The organism is Micromonospora sp. NPDC047467, assembly GCF_040643095.1.
Lineage (GTDB): Bacteria > Actinomycetota > Actinomycetes > Mycobacteriales > Micromonosporaceae > Micromonospora.
Genome location: NZ_JBEYTO010000002.1, coordinates 172,123 through 191,734, shown reverse-complemented (window position 1 = coordinate 191,734; position 19,612 = coordinate 172,123). Strand labels below are relative to the sequence as shown.

At 67.9% G+C, this 19,612-nt stretch carries 16 protein-coding genes; 10 read left to right on the top strand and 6 right to left on the bottom strand.

What is annotated here, in order from left to right; translation table 11 throughout:
- Positions 1-48 precede the first annotated feature (48 nt).
- Entirely contained in the window at positions 49-1,425 is a 1,377-nt protein-coding gene (locus ABZ780_RS05140) for a hypothetical protein (RefSeq protein WP_357484327.1), read from the bottom strand.
- A 240-nt stretch (positions 1,426-1,665) separates the two neighbouring features.
- Here ABZ780_RS05140 and ABZ780_RS05135 point away from each other — a divergent pair, with 240 nt between their 5' ends.
- Complete coding sequence (locus tag ABZ780_RS05135; RefSeq protein WP_357484324.1) at positions 1,666-1,980, top strand: hypothetical protein; 315 nt, start codon at positions 1,666-1,668, stop codon at positions 1,978-1,980.
- Between the two features lie 376 nt (positions 1,981-2,356).
- The gene (locus ABZ780_RS05130; protein ID WP_357484321.1) at positions 2,357-3,034 is read left to right on the top strand and encodes a hypothetical protein; all 678 of its coding nucleotides are present in this window, start codon (positions 2,357-2,359) and stop codon (positions 3,032-3,034) included.
- Positions 3,035-3,328: 294 nt separating this feature from the next.
- Here the strand turns inward: ABZ780_RS05130 and ABZ780_RS05125 are convergent, their stop codons facing one another.
- On the bottom strand, positions 3,329-3,796 hold the full coding sequence (locus ABZ780_RS05125; RefSeq protein ID WP_357484318.1) for a DIP1984 family protein: 468 nt from the start codon (positions 3,794-3,796) through the stop codon (positions 3,329-3,331).
- A 1,157-nt stretch (positions 3,797-4,953) separates the two neighbouring features.
- Here ABZ780_RS05125 and ABZ780_RS05120 point away from each other — a divergent pair.
- Positions 4,954-5,328: a hypothetical protein gene (locus tag ABZ780_RS05120; RefSeq protein WP_357484315.1), complete on the top strand. Its 375-nt coding sequence runs from the start codon at positions 4,954-4,956 to the stop codon at positions 5,326-5,328.
- Entirely contained in the window at positions 5,325-5,693 is a 369-nt protein-coding gene (locus ABZ780_RS05115) for a hypothetical protein (protein ID WP_357484312.1), read from the top strand. The genes ABZ780_RS05120 and ABZ780_RS05115 overlap by 4 nt, the downstream gene beginning before the upstream one ends.
- A gap of 169 nt (positions 5,694-5,862) precedes the next feature.
- Here ABZ780_RS05115 and ABZ780_RS05110 read toward each other — a convergent pair whose 3' ends face one another.
- Together ABZ780_RS05110 and ABZ780_RS05105 are read right to left on the bottom strand one after the other, a co-directional pair.
- Positions 5,863-6,135, bottom strand: a complete 273-nt coding sequence (locus ABZ780_RS05110; RefSeq protein WP_278125246.1) for a helix-turn-helix domain-containing protein — start codon at positions 6,133-6,135, stop codon at positions 5,863-5,865.
- Between the two features lie 32 nt (positions 6,136-6,167).
- The gene (locus ABZ780_RS05105; protein WP_357484309.1) at positions 6,168-6,539 is read right to left on the bottom strand and encodes a type II toxin-antitoxin system RelE/ParE family toxin; all 372 of its coding nucleotides are present in this window, start codon (positions 6,537-6,539) and stop codon (positions 6,168-6,170) included.
- Positions 6,540-7,200: 661 nt separating this feature from the next.
- On the opposite strand from ABZ780_RS05105, the gene ABZ780_RS05100 reads away from it, so the two are divergent.
- The 6 genes from ABZ780_RS05100 (at position 7,201) to ABZ780_RS05075 (ending at position 17,392) form a co-directional block, all read left to right on the top strand.
- Positions 7,201-9,945 carry an AAA family ATPase gene (locus ABZ780_RS05100; RefSeq protein ID WP_357484306.1) on the top strand — a complete coding sequence of 915 codons (2,745 nt, stop codon included), beginning with the start codon at positions 7,201-7,203 and terminating at the stop codon, positions 9,943-9,945.
- 123 nt (positions 9,946-10,068) lie between these two features.
- A complete protein-coding gene (locus ABZ780_RS05095) occupies positions 10,069-11,031 on the top strand; it encodes an alpha/beta hydrolase (protein ID WP_357484304.1) in 963 nt (320 codons plus the stop codon).
- On the top strand, positions 11,028-12,479 hold the full coding sequence (gene fumC / locus ABZ780_RS05090; protein ID WP_357484302.1) for a class II fumarate hydratase: 1,452 nt from the start codon (positions 11,028-11,030) through the stop codon (positions 12,477-12,479). The genes ABZ780_RS05095 and fumC overlap by 4 nt, the downstream gene beginning before the upstream one ends.
- 174 nt (positions 12,480-12,653) lie before the next feature.
- Positions 12,654-13,424: an IclR family transcriptional regulator gene (locus tag ABZ780_RS05085; RefSeq protein ID WP_357484299.1), complete on the top strand. Its 771-nt coding sequence runs from the start codon at positions 12,654-12,656 to the stop codon at positions 13,422-13,424.
- A gap of 501 nt (positions 13,425-13,925) precedes the next feature.
- Positions 13,926-15,356, top strand: coding sequence for an extracellular solute-binding protein (locus ABZ780_RS05080; RefSeq protein ID WP_357484297.1), 1,431 nt, complete (start codon positions 13,926-13,928; stop codon positions 15,354-15,356).
- A gap of 128 nt (positions 15,357-15,484) precedes the next feature.
- The gene (locus tag ABZ780_RS05075; protein WP_357484294.1) at positions 15,485-17,392 is read left to right on the top strand and encodes an ABC transporter permease subunit; all 1,908 of its coding nucleotides are present in this window, start codon (positions 15,485-15,487) and stop codon (positions 17,390-17,392) included.
- Between the two features lie 60 nt (positions 17,393-17,452).
- On the opposite strand, the gene ABZ780_RS05070 is transcribed toward ABZ780_RS05075, so the two are convergent.
- Together ABZ780_RS05070 and ABZ780_RS05065 are read right to left on the bottom strand one after the other, a co-directional pair.
- Positions 17,453-18,610 (bottom strand): low temperature requirement protein A, encoded by a 1,158-nt coding sequence (locus ABZ780_RS05070; RefSeq protein WP_357484292.1) that lies wholly within the window; start codon positions 18,608-18,610, stop codon positions 17,453-17,455.
- A gap of 73 nt (positions 18,611-18,683) precedes the next feature.
- Positions 18,684-19,481 carry an SAM-dependent methyltransferase gene (locus tag ABZ780_RS05065; protein ID WP_357003700.1) on the bottom strand — a complete coding sequence of 266 codons (798 nt, stop codon included), beginning with the start codon at positions 19,479-19,481 and terminating at the stop codon, positions 18,684-18,686.
- Positions 19,482-19,612 lie beyond the last annotated feature (131 nt).

Sequence of the window (19,612 nt, the reverse complement as noted above, 5' to 3'; positions counted from 1 at the left end):
CGAGAAGGGCTCTTCGAGGCCGGAGAGCCCTTCTCCGTATCGAGACACCTACGCGGACGGGTTGTACCCGACGTTGCTCAGGGCTTGCTCCAGCGCAGGGTAGCTGTAGTAGTCGCTGGTCCCTTCGATCGCTCGGACATTGGTCAGGAACTCGCCGAACACCGGGGCCCGCGTCGGGCCGAGGTGCGTGGTTCCTTGGAGCAGGTGGACCGCGAGAGTGGTCATCTCGGAGGCTCGACGGCACTGCTCGTTGCTGGACCAGGCGACCAGCACGGTGCGCAGCGTCTCGAGGGTCAGGAACGGGGCATGCTGGACGAGAACCCGGCCAGCCTGTTCGCCGAAGCGAAAGCTCGCCGCCTCCTGGACGAGCTGGATCACCGCAGGTAAGAAGTATGGGTCAGGTCGCGCTCCAGCCACGAACAGGCGCTGCGTCCACGAGAGCATCGCGAACTGGTTCTCCAACATCGGCAGCCGCTCGCGTGCGAACGGGCTGCGAACCAATGCGATAGCCGCAGTGATCTCGGCCGGGAGCGGTTCCCATTCCGAGAGAGTGACCGGCACGCGTATCAGGCCCTGCAAGCGGGTGACCAGGGCTTGGTCCACACTACTCCAGAAGAAGTCCTGGTCCCCGAGCCGTACGAGTGCCCGCAGCTGCGCGGCGCCGTCGAGCACCTGGAATCGTTCACTCTGGCCGGCGACCGCCGTACGGACCAGTTCCCGGTCGCGTTGCGCGAAGGCGAGCAACGCCACGGCCATCCGATCGGCGTGCTCGACGGCGGCCATCAGGCCAGCGGGATCGAGTTCGAGTAGCGCGTGCTTGGCGGCGAAGGTGACGATCGTGGAACGGGTCGCGGTGCGGACGCGGTCGAAAAAGGTGGCCTGAATGTGTGGAAGCGTCGACACGAACAACGGGTCGCAGATGTAGGTGGAGAACTCCTCGATTACCTTGCGGCCCTGGGTCGGAGGGTGGGTGAGTAGCGTGGTCAACGCGACGGCCAGGTGGCCGCGGGCGACTTCCGGGCGGGGCTCGTAGACGTCGCCGAGGGCACGCAGCGACGGGTGTACACACAGATTGCGGTCCTCGCGGATGCGCTCCAGTTCCCGCACGCCGATCGAGTCAATCAGCTCGAACTCACTGGCCTTATCGAGCAGCGTCGCCTCAAGCGCCTGCATGGCCCGCACGCCATCCTTGCTCAATCCCTTGCTCTGGGCCTCAGTCAAGGTCGTGCGGAACGGCACCGCTTGGTTATCGCCGTCGTCGGCCATCCGCACGAGCTTGGTGATGATATCGGCGGTGACCGCCGTCCAAGTCGAGGCGATACATGCACGGGTGGCGCCCGCGTTGTAGCAACGCCACGCCTCCTCGGCTAGCGGCCGGACGTCCGGGCTCCACACCTGCCTGATCAAGGTCTCCACATCGGTCACGCACACCATCTTTGTCTGCCGGCCCACCCGGGCCGGCAGACCCCATCTGAAATCCCACACGATCCAGACCCGCGACTCGACCGCCGCTCTGCCCACGCAACCCGACCTATACTCTCGCCATGACTGCTGCACATCGAAAGGCTCGTGCCGCGTAGACGGCCAGCGGCACTACGTGCCGCTCGACCCCCTCGGCGCCACACACGCGAGTCACGTGCCCATCTTCACGGGATCTCGGGCAAAGTGGTCGCCGACATTGTCCGGCTGGAGCGCCGAGACAACCGACTACGGCCCGGCGACATCGGCGAGGCGCTGCAACACTGGACCGCCATCGCACGCGGTCCGGCAGCCCGCCTTGTGGACGACTTCGGTGAATGCCCCTGCGGCTGCACGCTGGCCTATCGGGAAGTACTGGAGATCGCCCTGCAATCAATGCCTCGACGGGCAGCCCGCGAACTGCGCCGCCTCGTGGATGCGACCGACCAGCTCTTCCTGAGTCGAACCCTGCCTAACCTGTGGGCTCATCCTCATGCCCCCTGGTGGGAACAGCGCATGTGACTGCGGATCATCAGGCCGTGCAGAGGAGTTCAGGCATTCGTGCAGGCGACCTCGAACATCGTCGCCTGCTGGACCGGCTCGATGGGGCCGGACTCGGCTGAGGCGGCGCGCACGATCAGCAGTCATCCCTGCCCCGATGGCGTTCACGTTCCTGACCAGCGTCGGCGTTCTGAATACCGGTGGCCAAGGGACGTCTCGTAACTGGGTGAAGGCGTTGGCTGGGGCGGCGCCGTTGGTCAGTCGGTGAGAATGATGTTGTAAGGTTGGCGATGCCGGAAGCAGGTATCGCTAAGCAGAGATCTCGTAAATCACTGTGCGCCCGCGCCGGCCCGCCTTGCATAGCCGCATACGTCGTACACCCCCGTAGGGTCGTCCGGTGACCGCGTACGACATCGCCGCCCGACTGCCCGCCATCGACGAGCTACGGAAGCGTTGCAAGGCGCTGGCCGTTCTGGAACGCATCATCGACGGCGGCGCGCCCTATTACGCCTACACCGCTCGCTGGGGCCTAGACGAGGCGGCGTCGATGAGCAACGGCAGCGGCGACGAGTGGACCATCGTGTTCACGAGCCAGGGGGCCTTCATCCGGGTCTTCGATCATGAGTCGGCGATGTCGCCCTACCGCGACGCAGACCACGAGTTGTGGCCGGGCCTGCTCGACGGCCTCCCCGAGGCGTTGCACCCGCAGGTGACCGAACCTGCGTTCTGCGACGAAACGGGGCAGTTCTTCGCCACCGCCGTGCTGTGGCGGTTGACCGGGGACGACCTCTGGCGCGTCGGCGAGGGCGTCGTTTTCCCGCCGCTGCGGGGGCCGTACGACTTCGGGCCGGATGGCTCCTACCTGCTCGACATCCTGCTCGACGACATCGTCGACCGGTTCGTCGAATTCTGCGGCGACTACTACGAGATCCAGGTGGACCGGGCGGCGGTTGCGCACGTCATCGCGCACCGGCCACTCACCGACGCGGTGGTTCGCGCCCTGAACCCTCAACTCACCGTCGCCCTGGTGCGCGAGGACCTCGCCGAGATGGATTACCCGGTAACCACGCCGTAACGATGTCTGTTGTAAGTCTTCGACGCCCGATCGCGACACAATGGCGGTCAGGCGCTGCCATGCCCTGCTGTACGAGGTTGCGGAAGTCCCCTGTCCCACCCTCGCCGTCGTGGATCTGCACCCGGTAGTGTGCCGTGCCCTGTGCGCCGTCACCTGTGTGCTGTGCTGGACATGCGATGTATACCGGGGAATCGAACCCCTGCGCCTGCCTTCGGCGCGCCAGGAGTGAGCCGGATTACCCGCCGGCTCGCGGGTTCGTGCACGCCTCCACGTCGGCTACCTGCTCCGCAACCCTCAGTCCAGCAACTCGACCTCCCAGTTCGTCCGCTGGATCAGCGTGTCGACCTCGCGAAGCTGCCGGGCGAGGTCGTCGGCTTGTCGGCGCAGCTCGGCCACCGGCAGCGCCGGGATCATTTTTAACTCCGACCGCAGCTGCCGATATCCGCGCTGGCCTTCACCCGCGGCGGCGTCCGCCGCCGAGGTGACCACGCTGTGCCGCAGACGAAGCACGTCGCGACGCGCCAGCGCGTCAGTAAGCGTGGCGCCGCCGTCCACGATGGTTGCGGCGTTGGTGCGATTGATCTGCCGGATCAGCGATTCCAGCTCGCCGAGTGCCTCGCCCACCTCGCTCAGGAGAGCCGAGGCGTCTTCCGCAGGGGCCTCGCCCTCCTGGTAGCGGGCACTGGCCGTGATGCGGGCACGGAGTTGTTCGGCGCGTCGCGCCGCGTCCGCGCGCAGCGCCAGGGCCTCAGCAAGCTTCATGGGCACCAGTATGGCCAGCGAAGATCAACGCCGCGCCCCAATTTCTTCCGGGTCCTGTCGACCCCTTGGGATCGCCACTGGGGCAGACGATCGGCTCAAGGAGACGGGCGGAACCGCGTCGTACCACCGATGGGCCGCTCCCCGGGTGCTCGGACGTCCCCAACCCAGGACGGACCCATCACGCAACCCCCGGACATCACCACGAGGCGGGCCGCACACCGCCGCGTCGTACACCGCAACCAGGCCCTGGACCAGCGCGGACACAACGGGACCGCACTGCCGTTACTCGGACGGCAAGCCAAGGTCACGACGGCAAAACGACTTCATAGCGTTTTGTCATTCCCTGGCCACTTTTAATCCATAGGTTCAGGGTTCGAGTCCCTGGCGGCCCACCACAGCCCTCTCTGAGCTGCAGAATGATGTATCGGCTTCCCCTGAAAACCGACCTCCTGCCACGTCTGCCCCGGCAGCCGCTCCAACTGCGGGTACCAGCCTTTGCGGCCATCCTTCTCCCACCGCTGGGCGTACACGTCGTCGCGCCCCATAAACAGGGAGCGGAACAACGCCACCTGCTCGGTCGCAAGCCGCTCCCCAGCGCCGGCCGACCGACCGCCAACAGGCGGGCCCTGCACCGCCGCCTTACCGGCCGGCGGCAGCAGCCGGGCAACATCGGCTCGCAAGGCGGCCAACTCCGAGCGAAGCGCGGCCAGCTCCGTTGCGCAGCCGCAGGCGCAGCCAGTACCTGCGGGACTGGCCGATATCCCGTCGTCACCCCATCGAACAAGCCGCCGATGCATCAACCTCGGCAGGACGCGGACTCGATTGCCGGACCCCCCACGCATCGATCAGGCGGTAGGCTCTCGCGTCGGAGCGTACCGCTGCAGTGACGAAGAGGAGTGGCAGGCGGTCATGTCATTCGTGCCCCCACCTCCGAAGAGCCGGCACTGGACCTTCACCGCCGTCGCCACCGCGCTTGCCTCACCGGCACTCGCATGGGGCCTTGACCGGTCGTACCGGTCCGTGGACAGGTGTCTCCGGGCGCACGGGCAACGGATCAGCGATTCAGAGGCGGACATACCCGACGCATGCTCGGGGATCAGCCTGCGGAGAGGCCACCACGGCAATCAGTCCGTCCGCCGCAGTGGCCTCTCCGCCGGGTGTACCACGTCGGCGACGAGCAACGGCCCAAGCACCGGGACACCGATCGCAATCTGGCCATGGGCAGCGCGAGCCGTGCCCCCAGCAACGGTCAGAGCGCACTGGACCGGTCGGTGCAGATCAAGGAGACCAACGAGCGCCGCCGTATCGGCGTCGATCACCAGACGGGTGAGATTGTCGTTCTCGACCGGCACCGCCGAATCGAGCCGTCGAACCCTGGCGACGACGTCGTCGAGATCTACCACGGCCATGTCCGCGACTGGGAGGACCACAGCAAAGACGGCCCGAACGACGACATGCGCAACGCCCTCAAGCGTGGCGGACTGGTAGACAAGAAGGGCAGGCCGACCGCGCCGCCGAAGGACGAGACGTGAGCACACAGCGCAGCTACTACGAACCAGCTCCAGCGAGCCACGACGCGGCCACAGCCGCACTCGCAGCAGGCGACATCGACACCCTCACCGACTCGATGGTCGGGCTCGCGTTGCACGATGCGGACTGGCGCTGGTGCCAGGACTTCTACCTACGCGTGCTGGATCATCCGGAGGAGGACGTCCGGGCCACAGCAGCGATCTGCCTTGGCCACCTTGCCCGCATCCACCACCAACTCGACACCGACAAAGTCCTGCCCGCTCTGCGCGCCCGGCTGCGCGACCCGCAGGTCGGCGGCACGGTGGAGGACGCCATCGCCGACATCGAGCAGTTCCTCGCTCTTCCACCCGGTGCCACGCGGGGATAGACACCCAATCGAAGTTTCGCAGCCGCCCACCACACAACCGCTGAGCGGCGGCAACTCAGATAGGTCAGGGCTGACGTGGCGACGGAAGGGCTACAGGCAGTCGCGGCCTGCCTCACTACGGGACCAACTGGCATGCCGAGCGCTCGGCACCGCCCTCATGCCCCAGACATCAACTCAGGGTCACCCGTTCGCCATCGAACTCGGCAACAAACTCGGCCTTGCCGCCAAGGGCAGCGATGTACCGGGCAACCGTGCCGACCTCAGTCTTCGGCAGTTCGCCGCTCTCGATGGCGACGACGCGCGGCTGTGAAACGTTCATGCGGTCGGCAACCTGCTGCTGAGTCAGGCCGCGCTTCTCGCGCATCTCACGCAGCCGCGTCGCGCGTACCTCGCCAAGCATGCGCTCCTTGTGCTGCTCAACCTTGGCCTCGTCGAGGTTCATGCGGGAGCGGACATCCCGCCAGCTTCGCGCCATCAGTGCTGTCCCTTCAGCTCTCGCAGATGATCGGCGAACTTCCTGTCGGCTTCGAGAATGCTGGTTTCGTACCAGCCCTTCCAGTTGCCGCTCTTGTCACCCGCCACCAGCAGGATGGCTTCCCGCTGAGGATCGAAGGCGAACAGGATACGGATCTCGGTTCCCCCTGCCGAGCCTGGCCGCAACTCCTTCATGTTCTTGTAGTTCGAGCCCTTGACTCGATCAACCAACGGTCGACCGAGCGCCGGACCCTCGGCGGCGAGCAGATCAATGGCCGCAGCCACCTGGTCAGCGGAGTCGGGGTCAGACTTCGCCAGGTCAAGCAGCCAGTCCTCGACGTCCTCGGTAAGGCCGACCTCCCACTGGCTCACACACCCACTATAGCCCGGAAATAATGCCTGCGTTATCGGAAGTATAGAGCGCGGGCAGAGCGTAGAAGTCGACGCCAGGGACAGACCTCCCGTTGCCGCCGGTCATCGGTGCCGAGTTCAGCCTCGAGCGCATGGATGGGCGCGACCGGCTCGGACCTCCTTGCTGGGCGGTCGCCATAGCCCTCCACCGCCCGGGGGCAAGGAGAAGTGGCCGGCAAGCGGGCAGCACCCGGGACCGGGGGTGCTCCACGGGTGCTCGGACGCTCCGGTACCGGTCGGACTCAAATCGCGATGGCCGGATTCATGCGTCCGCCGGTCACTCATCGTGGCGTCGCTCCCCATAGACGTGGCGCGGACCAGACCAGACGCAGCCGGACAACACGGCCGGGATCCGGGCGGCGGAAAACGCCGATGCCCCGAAGGGGATTTGTCTCGTTCTGCGCACTTTTAATCCACAGGTTCCCGATTCGGGTCCCTGAAGGGCCCGCTGTGAACCCATGCCCCGGGAGGCGGGTGAGCGAGCATGAGTGACTGGTCACTTATCCGCTACTCGCTGTTGACCAGGCGAACGTGGGAAGATCAGCGAAACTTTCACGGCTGCTCGTTCGATCGCTCGGCACGGCCATGACGAAGCGGTGGGCCGGATGCGAGGTGGACGGAGATGACGGCCGGGCTGGTGGGGCGTACCGACGAGTTGGTCCTTCTCACGAGTTTCCTCGATGACGCCGCTGGGAACGGTGCTGCTCTGCTTCTTACCGGCGAGCCCGGTGTCGGCAAGACAGCGCTTCTGGACGCCACTGCCGAGCTCGCTGCCGCCCAGGGGATGCGGGTATTCCGAGGCAGCGGCGTCGAGTACGAGACGGAGATCAGCTTCTCCGGCCTGCACCAGCTCGTCGGTCCACTCACCGCAGAGCTCGCGTCTCTGCCGCCACCGATGCGTTCGGCGCTCGAGGTCGCGCTCGGTTTCGGCACCGGGCCTGCGCCGGCCGAGATGACCGTCCTGCACGCGGCTCTCTCGCTGTTCGGCGAGGCTGCCCGGGAGCAGCCTCTGTTGCTGGTCGTCGATGATCTGCATGTGCTGGACCGGGCGAGCCGGTCAGTGATCGGCTTCGTCGCCCGCAGGGCCGGTGGTCGTCGCATCGGGGTGCTGGCGGCCGTCCGCACCGGAACCACAGGGTCGTCGGGCATCGGTCTTCCGGAGCGGGAGATCCTGCCGCTCGGTGAGACGGACGCGCTCCGGCTGCTGTCCGACCAGTTCACCCGTCTCGCTCCCCGCGCCCTGCATGCGGTGGCACAGCAGGCGCAGGGTAATCCGTTGGCGTTGCTGGAGTTCGGCGCCTTCGCCGGCACCGATGATCCGTTGCCCGGCACCGGACCCGCCCGGGACGTCCGTGCCCTGTACGCCGCTCGTGTCGCGCGGCTCCCGTCGCGTACCCGTGAACTGCTTCTGCTTGCCGCCCTGGAAGGTTCCGGAGACATCTGGGTGCTGGAAGCTGCCAGCGGTCCCGAAGGACTCGACGGGTTCGACGCCGCAGAGCGGGACGACCTGATCATCGCCGCCGCGGACGCGCGCACGCTGCGTTTCCGGCATCCTCTGGTCAGGTCCGCTGTGGTGGAGGCTGCCACCCTCGACCAGCGGCGGTCGGCTCACCAGCGGCTGGCCGACGCGCTGGTCGATCAGCCCGAGCGCCGCGCGGATCACCTGTCGATGACGACTGCGGCGCCGGACGAGTCGATCGCCCAGATCGTCGAGGACAGCGCCCACAGCAGCATGCGTCGCGGCGATGTCCTGGGCGCCGTGGCCAGACTCCGGCGCGCTGCCGCGTTGAGCTCCGACCGTGTCGCCGGTAGCCGTCGCCTCGCGCACGCCGCCTACATCGGCGCGTCCGTGGCCGGGCACCTCGCGTTGTCTCATCAGATCATGGCTGAGCTGCGCGCCAAGACACCGACTGACCGTTCTCTACCTGCTGCTGCCGCTGCGGGGTGGCTGTGCCTGATGGACGGCGATGTCGTGACGGCTCACCGACTGCTGGTCGACGCGATCGAACGGAATACCGTCGATTCCTGCCCGAACCTCGACGAGCTCACACCGCCCCTGCTCACTCTCACGCTCGTCTGTCAGTACTCCGGGCGCGCGGACTACTGGGTGCCGTTACGCAAACTCGTGGCGACGCTGCCGGATGTTCCCGCCAGCTCGCCCATCTCCCTGGTCCGGATCCTGGAAGACCCGGGTTCCATACCGGATGCGCTGCTGCGGGATCTCGACGAGGGGCTGGCGCAACTCGACGAGGTGACCGATGCCGACGTGATCAACCGGATCGCGTTGGCCGCCTCCAATCTGGATCGCCTCGCCTGCTGGCGCAAGCCCCTCGCCCGGGTGGTCGCCGACGCGCGGGACACCGGAACTCTGGGCGGGGCCCTACCCGTAATGATCATGAGTGCGCTCGCCGACCTCTACGCCGGTCATTGGGACGATTCGCAGACCACCGCCGACGAGATCCGCGAGGTCGGCCACGAGACGGGGCATCACATTTTCGCCCATGTCGGCGACTACATCGCCGGCCTCATCGCTGCCCACCGCGGTGACTCGCACGCGTGCCAAGCGCACTGCACGGCGCTCTTGGACTGGGCGGCGAGCCGCGGTCTGGGTCGTCTGGAGCACTGGGCGCACCATGCGCTCGCTCGCGCGGCGCTCGGCTCGTCCGACTTCGAAAGCGCCTTCGTCCATGCCTCGGCGATCACTGTGCCGGGTGTGCTGTCACCGTTCAGCATCGAGGCGCTCTGGAGTGCCCTGGACCTGACCGAGGCAGCGCTCTACTCCGGTCGGGCCGAGGATGCGCTGCGGCATGCTGCCGCCATGCGGGACGCGCAGGTGAGCCGTATCTCACCGCGCTTCGCGCTCCTGACCGCCGCGATGACGGCGATGACGTCGGCTCCAGAGGACGCGCCTGCGCTGTTCGAGGAGGCGCTGGCCTTGGCGGGCATCGACCAGTGGCCGTTCGAGGTGGCCCGGGTGAACCTGGCCTACGGTGAGCGACTGCGCAGGCTGGGACACAGCCGCGAGGCACGGGTCCAGCTCTCCACCGCCCGCCAGAGCTTCGAGCGACTCGGAGCGGCGCCGTGGACGGCCCGAGCCACAGCCGAACTGCGGGCCACCGGGATGACCCGAGTGCCTCGTGGTCACACCGGAGTTGGCCTCACCCCGCAGGAGCTGGAGGTCGCCCGGCTGGCCGCGTCCGGGCTCTCCAACCCACAGATCGCCGCCCGTCTGGTGCTCTCGCCGCGCACCGTCTCCACCCACCTGTACCGGGTGTTCCCCAAGTTGGGCATCACCTCGCGCGCGGCCCTGCGCGACGCCTTGGCCGAATGCGCGGAGGGTCAGGAAGCCGGGGACCAACCTGACTGACCCGGTGTCGTACGTATGTGGGCGATGCGCAATGTCAGTCAGTCGACGGACGCTGCAGGCCAGGCGGTACCGCCAGGCTATCGGGGCAAGACCAACCCGATCAGATGTCCGAGGAGGACTGTCATGTCCGCAAACCCGCATAACGTCTCGCTGGAGCCGGCCGCCCAGGAGTTCGTCGAGGCCACTGTGAATCCGCCCTACCTCTACCAGCTCGACCCCGAGGTTGGTCGCAAGACCGTCGACGCGGTCCAGGACAGCCCCATCTTCAAGCCCGACGTCGAGGACAAGTGGATCACCGTCTCGGGTGGGCCGACCGGATCGGTGCGGACCCGCATCGTCAAGCCGAGGGGCACGACCGGCCCACTGCCGGTCGTGATCTACACGCACGGCGCCGGGTGGGTGTTCGGCAACGCCCACACTCATGACCTCCTCGTACGTGAACTCGCCGTCGGCACCGGCGCGGCCGTGATCTTCCCCGAGTACGACCTTTCGCCCGAGGCGAAGTACCCGGTGGCGAACGAGCAGTCGTACGCGGTGGCGGCCTGGGTCGCCGCGCACGGCGCCGACGAGGGCCTGGACAGCTCACGCATCGCGATCAGCGGCGACTCGGTCGGCGGGAACATGGCCATCGCCCTGACCCTGATGGCCAAGGAACGCGGCGACGTCGACTTCCGGGCGCAGGTGCTGTTCTACCCGGTCACCGACGCCGGGTTCGACACCGACTCGTACCACCGCTGGGCCGAGGGCTACTGGCTGACCCGTACCGGCATGAAGTGGTTCTGGGACCAGTACACCACCAGCGAGCAGGACCGGGCGCAGATCACCGCGTCGCCGCTGCGCGCCACCCCCGACCAGCTGCGCGGCCTGCCGCCGGCGCTGATCATCAACGCCCGCGAGGACGTGCTGCACGACGACGGCGCCGGGTACGCCGACAAGCTGCGCGCCGCGGGCGTACCCGTCACCCACGTGACGTACTCGGCGATCATCCACGACTTCGTGATGGTCAACGCGCTGCACGACACGAACGCCGCCAAGGCCGCGGTCGCGCAGGCGGTGTCCTTCCTCAAGGAGGCGCTGCAGGCGTGAGCAGCGAGGTCCCCACGCTGCGCAACGTGCCGGTCGCCCTCACGGCGACCGGCACCCGCCGCGAGTTCGACAGCATGGGCACGATCGAGGTGCCCGCCGATCGCTACTGGGGCGCGCAGACGCAGCGCTCGCTGGCGCACTTCTCGATCGGCGACGACCTCATGCCCAAGGAGGTGTACCACGCGTACGGCTATGTGAAGAAGGCCGCAGCCCTGGTCAACCAGGCTGCCGGCCGGCTGCCTGAGGGAAAGGCGCGTGCGATCGTGCAGGCGGCCGAGGAGGCCATCGCCGGCCAACTCGACGACCACTTCCCGCTCTACGTCTGGCAGACGGGCTCGGGCAGCCAGAGCAACATGAACGTCAACGAGGTCCTGTCCAACCGGGCCATCCAGCTGCTCGGCGGCAGGTTGGGCTCACAGGAGCCGGTCAGGCCCAACGACGACGTCGACATGGGACAGTCGAGCAGCGACTCGTTCCCGACCGCCATGCACATCGCGGCGATCACCGAGCTCGACGATCGACTGCTGCCGCAGGCCCGACGGCTGGCCGAGGTCATCGAGCGCAAGTCCGAGAAGTGGATGGGTGTCGTCAAGATCGGCCGTACGCACCTGGGGGACGCGGTTCCGCTGACCGTGGGCCAGGAATGGTCCGGCTGGGCCGCCCAGCTGCGGTCCTGTATCGCCGAGATCGAGCACAGCCGGCAGGGTCTGTACGAGTTGACGCTCGGCGGCACTGCGGTCGGCACCGGCCTGAACGCGCCGCAGGGTTTCAGCCGGGACGTGGCGGCGACGCTCGCCGAGCTGACCGGCAAGCCGTTCGTCACGGCGCCGAACAAGTTCGCCGCGCAGGGCTCGTTGGACGCGATGGTGCGCGCTCACGGTGCGCTGCGAGGCCTTGCCGTCGCGCTCATAAAGATCGCGAACGACATGCGCTGGCTCGCGTCGGGCCCGCGGGCCGGCCTTGCCGAGCTCCTGCTGCCGCGGAACGAGCCTGGCTCGTCGAGCATGCCAGGCAAGGTCAACCCCACGCAGTGCGAGGCGATCGTGATGATCGCGGTCCAGGTGCTCGGCGCCGACAGCGGCGTGGCCTTCGCCGGCTCGCAGGGCAACCTGGAGCTCAACGCGATGCGACCGCTCATCATCAACAACTTCCTGCACTCCGCCCGCATCCTCGGCGACGGCATGGAGAAGTTCCGCACCTTCAGCGTTGAAGGAACAGAACTCAACACCAAAAAGATCTCCGGGTACGTCGGGGAGAGCCTCATGCTGGTCACCGCGCTCAGCCCGCTCATCGGGCACCAGAACGCAGCGCGGATCGTCGAGTTGGCCCTGGCGAACGACCTGACGCTGCGTGAGGCTGCCCTGACCTCCGGCAAGGTCACCGCCGAGCAGTTCGAACAGATCGTGCAGCCGGAGAAGATGGTCGGCCACGGCGTGGACGGCGCCTGACAACGGCCACCCCGACGGCAGTTGGACGCCGCGCTGATCGATCGCACGCTCGAACGTGCGCGGCCAGATCGTCCACGCTGTCGGGGTGGCTGCGCGCTCGCAGTTATCCTCTTCAGGTGCTGGCCCGTGTGGAGATCGTTGACACGGGTCTAGCACTTCGAAGGGACTAGCGACATGCCCCGTGTGGTACCGGCAGTCATCCGCGCACTCGACGTCCTCGAACTGTTCCTGGACTGCCCCCAACTGTCGGCCCGTCAGGTGATGGAGCGGCTCGACCTGCCTCGCACCACCGTTCACGAGCTGCTCGTCACGCTGGAGGCTCGCTCGTATCTGATCTCTGTACCGGGCCAGCCGGTGCAGTATCGGCTCGGCATGCCGCTGTTCCAGCTCGGCGCGGCGTTCGCCGGCCGACTTGACCTGGTTCGCGAGGCGCAGTGCGTCGCGCGGGACGTGGCCGCCGCCTCCGACGAGGCTGTCCACGTGGCCGTGCTCGACGGGGCCGACGTCATCTACCTCGTGAAGTTCGACAGCACGCACCCCGTCCGGATGGTTTCCGCGGTCGGCCGGCGGTTGCCGGCCCACTGCACGGCGGTCGGCAAGATCCTGCTCTCGGGCCTCGATCAGGCCGAGTTGGACGCCGTCCTGACGAAGGGCGCCCTGCTCGGCATGACGCCGGACAGCATCACCGACCCGGACCTCCTGCGCGCGCATCTCGAACGTGTCCGGGTGGAGCGCGTCGCGGTCGACGTCGGCGAGTCCGACAGTGCCATGCGCTGCGTCGCCGCGCCGATCCGCGACCATTCCGGCGTGACCATCGCCGCGATGAGCCTGTCCGCGCCGATCATCCGCTGGACCCCGCAGGCGCAGGTGGAGTGGGTCGAGCTGGTTCGCGAGGGCGCGGCCGCGCTGTCCGCCCGGATGGGGTACCGGGCCCAGTCTCGATAGCCGGCTTGACGTCTTCAGCCGGAAATCACATCGAAACATTGACATTCCCGACGGGAGTGCTCTAGCGTCGCGTCCACCCAATACGGTATCTCGAACTCAGTTCGAAATCTCGAACGGTGGTAGTCCACTGTGGCCGGACCGAACTGGAACATCAGCGCCGCCTTCTCAGCCCGATCCCCAGCTGTTCATGCTCGTCGCGCCACCCGGAGATCGGCACGGGAAATTTCTCGCGAGGCTCGCCCGGACTCTTGGGGCGCTCCGACCGAACTCGCACGGTTCGCGTACCCACCGGCCGTGACCACGGCGAACGGCGTCGACAACCGAGACCCGGATGTCACGGCGCGATGCACCTGATGGGTCTACACGACCGAACTGATCAATGCGGGTCAACATGTCCATGGTCGCCCGCACAGAGACACACCTGGAGCAGGAGCATCGCGGTGTTCGCCAAGAACGCCATCGGCGTGCAGCGGTGCCGGCAGACGAAGGAGGCGAACGTCCATGCAGGACAACCCGCTGTGGTCCCGACGCGGCTTTCTGGGGATGGGGGTGGGGGTGCTCGGCGCAGCCGGTCTGGCCGCGTGCGGGGACACCTCCGAATCGCCCACCAGGGTGCAGCCGGAAGTTCCGCAGGAGCTCATCGACGCCGCCGCGGCGATGAAGGGCTCCGCGATGGGGATGCTGTCGCAGAAGTTGTACTCGACAGCGGCGAACGATGCCCTGGACAGCTCGATCAAGAAGTTCGCCGACACCACCGGGACGAAGATCGAGAACAGCCTGGTCCAGGCCGACGCCGGTGACGTGGTGGCCAAGATCGACGCCGAGGTCAAGGGTGGGGTGGCGCGTGACCTGGCATTCATGACCGACTCACGGTTCGTCGCGCAGTTCCATGCGCTGGGCGACCTGGAGGACGTGACGGACATCGTCCAGGCACTGACGGCCAAGTACGGCGAACCCTGCGCCGAGGCCAAGAACTTCTGCGTCTTCGACGGCAAGTGGTTCGCGATCCCGTACCACTTCATCGGGATCGGGTCGTTCCTGCGCAAGGACTGGATGCAGGACAAGGGCATCACACCCAAGGACATCTACAGCTGGGAGGAACTGCGGGATCTGTGCCTGGAGATCTCCGATCCGGGCAAGCGCCGGTTCGGCTGGGGCATGACGGTGAACCGGTCCGGTGACGGCAACGGCATGATCGAGGCACTGATCAACGCCTACGGCGGGTCGATCGCCTCCAACGACGGCCGGAAGGTCACGTTCGACTCGCCCGAGACGGTGCAGGCGGCGACCTTCCTCGGCGACATCTACACCAATCCCAAGTACAAGCCGATGCTGCCGCCGGGCGTGGCCAGCTGGACCGACACCAGCAACAACGAGAACTGGCTCGCCGGGGTCCTCGGCTACACCCGCAACCAGTTCAGTGTCTACGCGGACTCCAGGACCAAGAAGAACCCGGTGCACGCGAACACCCACGTGTTCTCCGACTGCATCGGGCCGGCGACCGACAACCCCCTGCTGCTCGGCCAGTCGCAGGGCTTCGTTGTCTTCAAGGGCGCCAAGAACCCGGCGCTCGCCAAGCTCCTGGCGCAGTACCTGGTCAGCGCGCCCGCGCTGCTCGGGGTGGCGAAGGAGGCACCCGGCCTGGTGATGCCCGCCTGGGAGAAGGTCTGGGATGCCGACCCGTTCTTCACCAGCGGCGACCCGGCGTTCCCCATGCTGCGCAAGATCACCCAACTGTCGCTGCCGCTGAACACGAAGAACGGCCTGGCCTTCCCGCAGAAGGCCAGCGCGGGCCAGCAGGCGGTGGGTTCGGCCTACGTCCTCACCGACATGATGCAGCAGGTCGTTCAGGGCACTGCGCCGGCACAGGCCGTGAAGGCCGCCCACGCGAAGATGGTGCAGATCTTCAACCAGCAGGGGCTGCCGCAGTGAGATCAGTCCGTCCTGCGCGGGTCCCGACGGCGGCGAGGAACTCCCCGCCGTCGGGGCCCGGCTCTCTCACGGCGACCCAGCGACGACTGGGTCGTGACTGGCGACTGGCGGCACTGTTCCTGACGCCCATGGCCGTGCTCGTCGGCGCTCTCGTCCTCGTGCCGATCGGCCGGTCGATACTCACCAGCACCACGGAACGGCACGGGCAGGACACCGTGTTCGTCGGCCTGGGCAACTACCTCTCCCTCGTCGGCGACGAGCAGTTCCACACGGGCGTGGTGAACTCGTTCGTCTTCACCGCGTACGCCGAGATTTTCAAGGTCGTGCTGGGGCTGGCGGCGGCCCTGCTGCTGCACCACCTGCGCCGCGGGCGGGCCGTGCTGGCCGGGCTGCTCCTGGTGCCGTGGGTGGTGCCGACGGTGGTGACGGCGTTCAGCTGGCGCGCGCTGCTCGACCCGATCTTCGGCAGTGTCAACACACTGCTCACCGTCACGGGGATCGGGCCACTGCTGGCCAGCGCGCACCTGGTCGACAGCTGGCCCGCAGGCTGGCTGTCCGACCCGTCGCTGGCCATGCCTTCGGTCATCCTCGTCAACGTCTGGAAGGGCGTGCCGTTCTTCACCGTGTGTTTCCTGGCAGGGTTGAAGGCCATCCCGGCGGACCTCTACGAGGCGGCGACCATCGACGGCGCCTCGCCGTGGCAACGGTTCGCCCACGTGACGCTGCCCGGACTGCGCCACGTGATCACCGTGACGGTGACCCTGTCGTCGATCTGGACGTTCAACAACTTCGACCTCGTCTGGTTGCTGACGCAGGGCGGCCCGGGCGACGTGACCGCGCCGTACGTGCTCGTCGCGTACTCGAAGGCGATTTTGCAGTTGCAGTACGGCGCCGGCGCGGCGGTCACGCTCGTCATGCTGCCGATCATCGGCGGACTGGTGTTCATCCTGGTCCGGTTGTTGCGCCAGGACACCGGCGTCAAACTGCCCCGGCGACGCCGGGCAGCGCGGTGGCTCGGGGCGCAGCGGTGGACCGGGCCGGCGCGGAGGGCGCTGCCGTGGGTCGTCACCGCAGCGGTCACCGGCCTGCTGCTCTGGGCATCGCCGAAGATCTTCTGGAAGGCGGCGGTGGTCCTCGGTGTGATTCTGCTGGTCGCGACGGCGGTCGGCCGGGTGGTTTCGGCCCTCCAGTCCCGGGGCGGCCGCCGAGCGTCGTCCGTGGTGTCGGGCCTCGGCTCCGGTGTGGTGCTGGCCGGGCTGCTCTTCTTCGCGCTGGGCCCGCTGTACTGGATCGCCGTCACGGCCTTCAAGTCCGAGGGTCAGGTCGTCATGCGGACAGACGACCTGTGGCCGACGCCGTGGACTTTGGAGCAGTTCGGTGCCCTGTTCGCCAACCAGCCGTTCGGCCGCTGGTACCTCAACACCATTCTGGTGTCCGCGGCGTCCACCGCGGTGGCACTGGTCTGCGCCGCCCTGGCGGGCTACGCGCTGGCCCGGCTGCGGTTCCGTGGGGCGCAGGGCTTTACCGTCACGGTGCTGCTCACCTACGTGATGCCGGGCGCGCTGCTGTTCATCCCGCTGTACCAGATGCTCATCGGCGCGCGGCTGACCGACTCGTTGTGGTCGCTGGTGGTGACGTACCCGACCTTCACGCTTCCGTTCGCCACCTGGCTGCTGGTGGGGTACTTCTCGTCGATCCCCATCGAGTTGGAGGAGGCCGCGCTGGTCGACGGCTGCACCCGCATCCAGGCGTTCGGCCGGGTCGTGCTGCCCCTCGCCAAGCCAGGGCTGCTGGCGGTCGCGCTCTTCACCCTGACCAATGCCTGGAACGAGTTCCTCTTCGCCTTCGTGTTCATCACGAAGGACGAGTACAAGACGCTCCCCGTGGGGATGCAGTCGATGATCGCCGGAGACGTCGTACCGCAGGGACAACTCGCCGCGGCCTCGCTGCTGGTCAGCATCCCCGTGGTCGTCATGTACGCCCTCGGGCAGCGCTTCCTGACCGAAGGGCTCACCGCGGGCGCGGTGAAGGGCTGAGCTTGGGCGTTGGCAAGCGCTCACAGCGTGGCAGAGCGACGCGGGATCAACCTCCAGCGCTCATTGGGATCGCGACCGGTAGCTGACGATGCCGGCGTGGTCCAGAACGGTCACCACGAGCAGCACCCCGGCGGCGACCGCGCTGACCGCCAGCAGCGGCAGCCGCAGAACGGCCGCCGCGCCGGCCAGCACCAACAGGCCGACCACCCTCGGCCAGGAGAGCCGCCGGTGGATCGCCAGTGAGAACAGGATCCGCCCGGCGAGGAAGAGCATCGGCCCACCGAGGATGACCACGACGACCGTCATGTCGCCGACCTCGGTGGGGCGGGCGATGGTCAGTTCGGACCCGACGGCCGTGACCACGATTCCGGCGACCATCACCAGGTGCAGGTATCCGGTGAGGACGCCGAGCCGGGACGGGCCGGCGTGCTCGATGGCCGGGCCCAGCCGCTGGCCGGCGGGCGTCGCGTAGAGCAGGCCGATCAGCACCGCCGTGACGAAGACCAGCAGGAAGGCGGCGGTCTGCCGGAGTTCGAGGCGGGTGCCGCCGTACGTCAGGCCGGCGACCAGGACGAGCTCACCGAGCGCGATGATCATGATCTGCTGGTACCGCTCGGCGAAGTGCTCGCCAGCGAGGTGCAGCTCCTGCCAGGTGGTCCACCCCATCCGCGGAGTGGGCCAGCCGAGTCGCGGCCCGGTGAGGTCGATCGCCAGGGCCAGCAGCCAGAGCGGCACCCGCCACTGCGGGAGGAACGCACCGGCCAGCCACGGCACGGCGGAGACGCTGAACCAGCAGAGAATCCGCAGCGCCCGGGTTTGGCGCGGGTGGCCGCGCAGAGCGACGACGGTGACCGTGCCCCGGATGAGGTGGACCGCGACGTACGCCCCGGCGAAGAGCACGCCGCGCCCGTCCAGCGCCTGCGGGATCGCCACCCCCGCCAGCAGGCTGCCCAGCGTGGCGGCGACCAGCACCGCCCGCACGACCGGAGACTCCGGGTCGTACCAGTCGGCGAACCAGGTGGTCGTCACCCAGATCCACCAGACGCCGGCCAGCAACATGGCGGTGCGGAGCACGCCGGCCAGGGTGAGGTCGTGCAGCAGGTGCTGGGCCAACTGGCTGAGGGCGAGGACGAACGCCAGATCGAAGAAGAGTTCCAGGAACGTGGCGCTGAGCGGCGTGTCACTTCTCCGCAGCAGCCGTTCGGGCCTGCTCACCATCAGCGCTCCTCCCGGTGGCACGCCCTGCGTCCGTTCGTACCATCCGAGGGCCGCCGCTGGCGGCGAAAATGGGTCAGCGGCGGACGCCGACCCCGGCGTAGCCGTGCGAGTTCACAGTCTCCGGATCGCCGTCCGGCCGCCACCGGGTGGTCTCGACCAGGCCGGGCTCCACCAGGTCGTACCCGGCGAAGAAGCGCAACGCCTCGGCGTGGGTGCGGGGCACCAGCGGGGCGCTGCTGTTGCGGTACACGGCCTGCCCGCGCTCGGCCAGCTCGGGCGGGATGCCGTCCAGCGTCAGGTGCGACAGCACCAGTTGGCTGCCGGGCACGGTGGCGTCACGCAGCCGGGCGATGGCACCCCACGGGTCGTCGTCGTTCGGCACGAAATGCAGCACCGCGAGGAGCAGCACGGCCACCGGGCGGTCCAGGTCGAGCGTGCCACGGACGTCCGGGTGGGCGAGCAGGTCGTCCGGCCGCCGCAGGTCGCCCCGCACGACCGCCGTGCCGGGCACGTCAACCAACAACCGCCGGGCGTACGAGACAGCCACCTCGTCGTAGTCGACGTAGACCACCCGGGCGTCGGGGGCCACAGCCCGCACCACCTCGTGCACGGTGCCCTGGGTTGGCAAGCCGGCACCGATGTCCAGGAACTGGCGGATGCCCTGCTCGGCGGCGTACCGGACGGCCCGGCGGAGGAAGTGCCGGTTGGTCTGGGCGGCGACCCCGGTCTCCGGGAAGATCTCCAGGACTCGGTCGGCGGCGGCCCGGTCGGCGGCGAAGTTGTGGCTGCCGCCCAGGAAGTAGTCGTACATCCGGGCGACGTTGGGTTGGGCGGTGACGTCGGTGGTGTCGGGTGCCGGCTGGTCGGTCACGAAGGGTCCCTTCGACGCGGTCCGATCTCGATGTCTAGCACCCGAGGCGACGACCCGCTGACCCCTCGTGTCGTTGATCCGGCTGCACCCCTGGTCACTGCCGACCACGGTGGGGGCACCGACGCACCGGG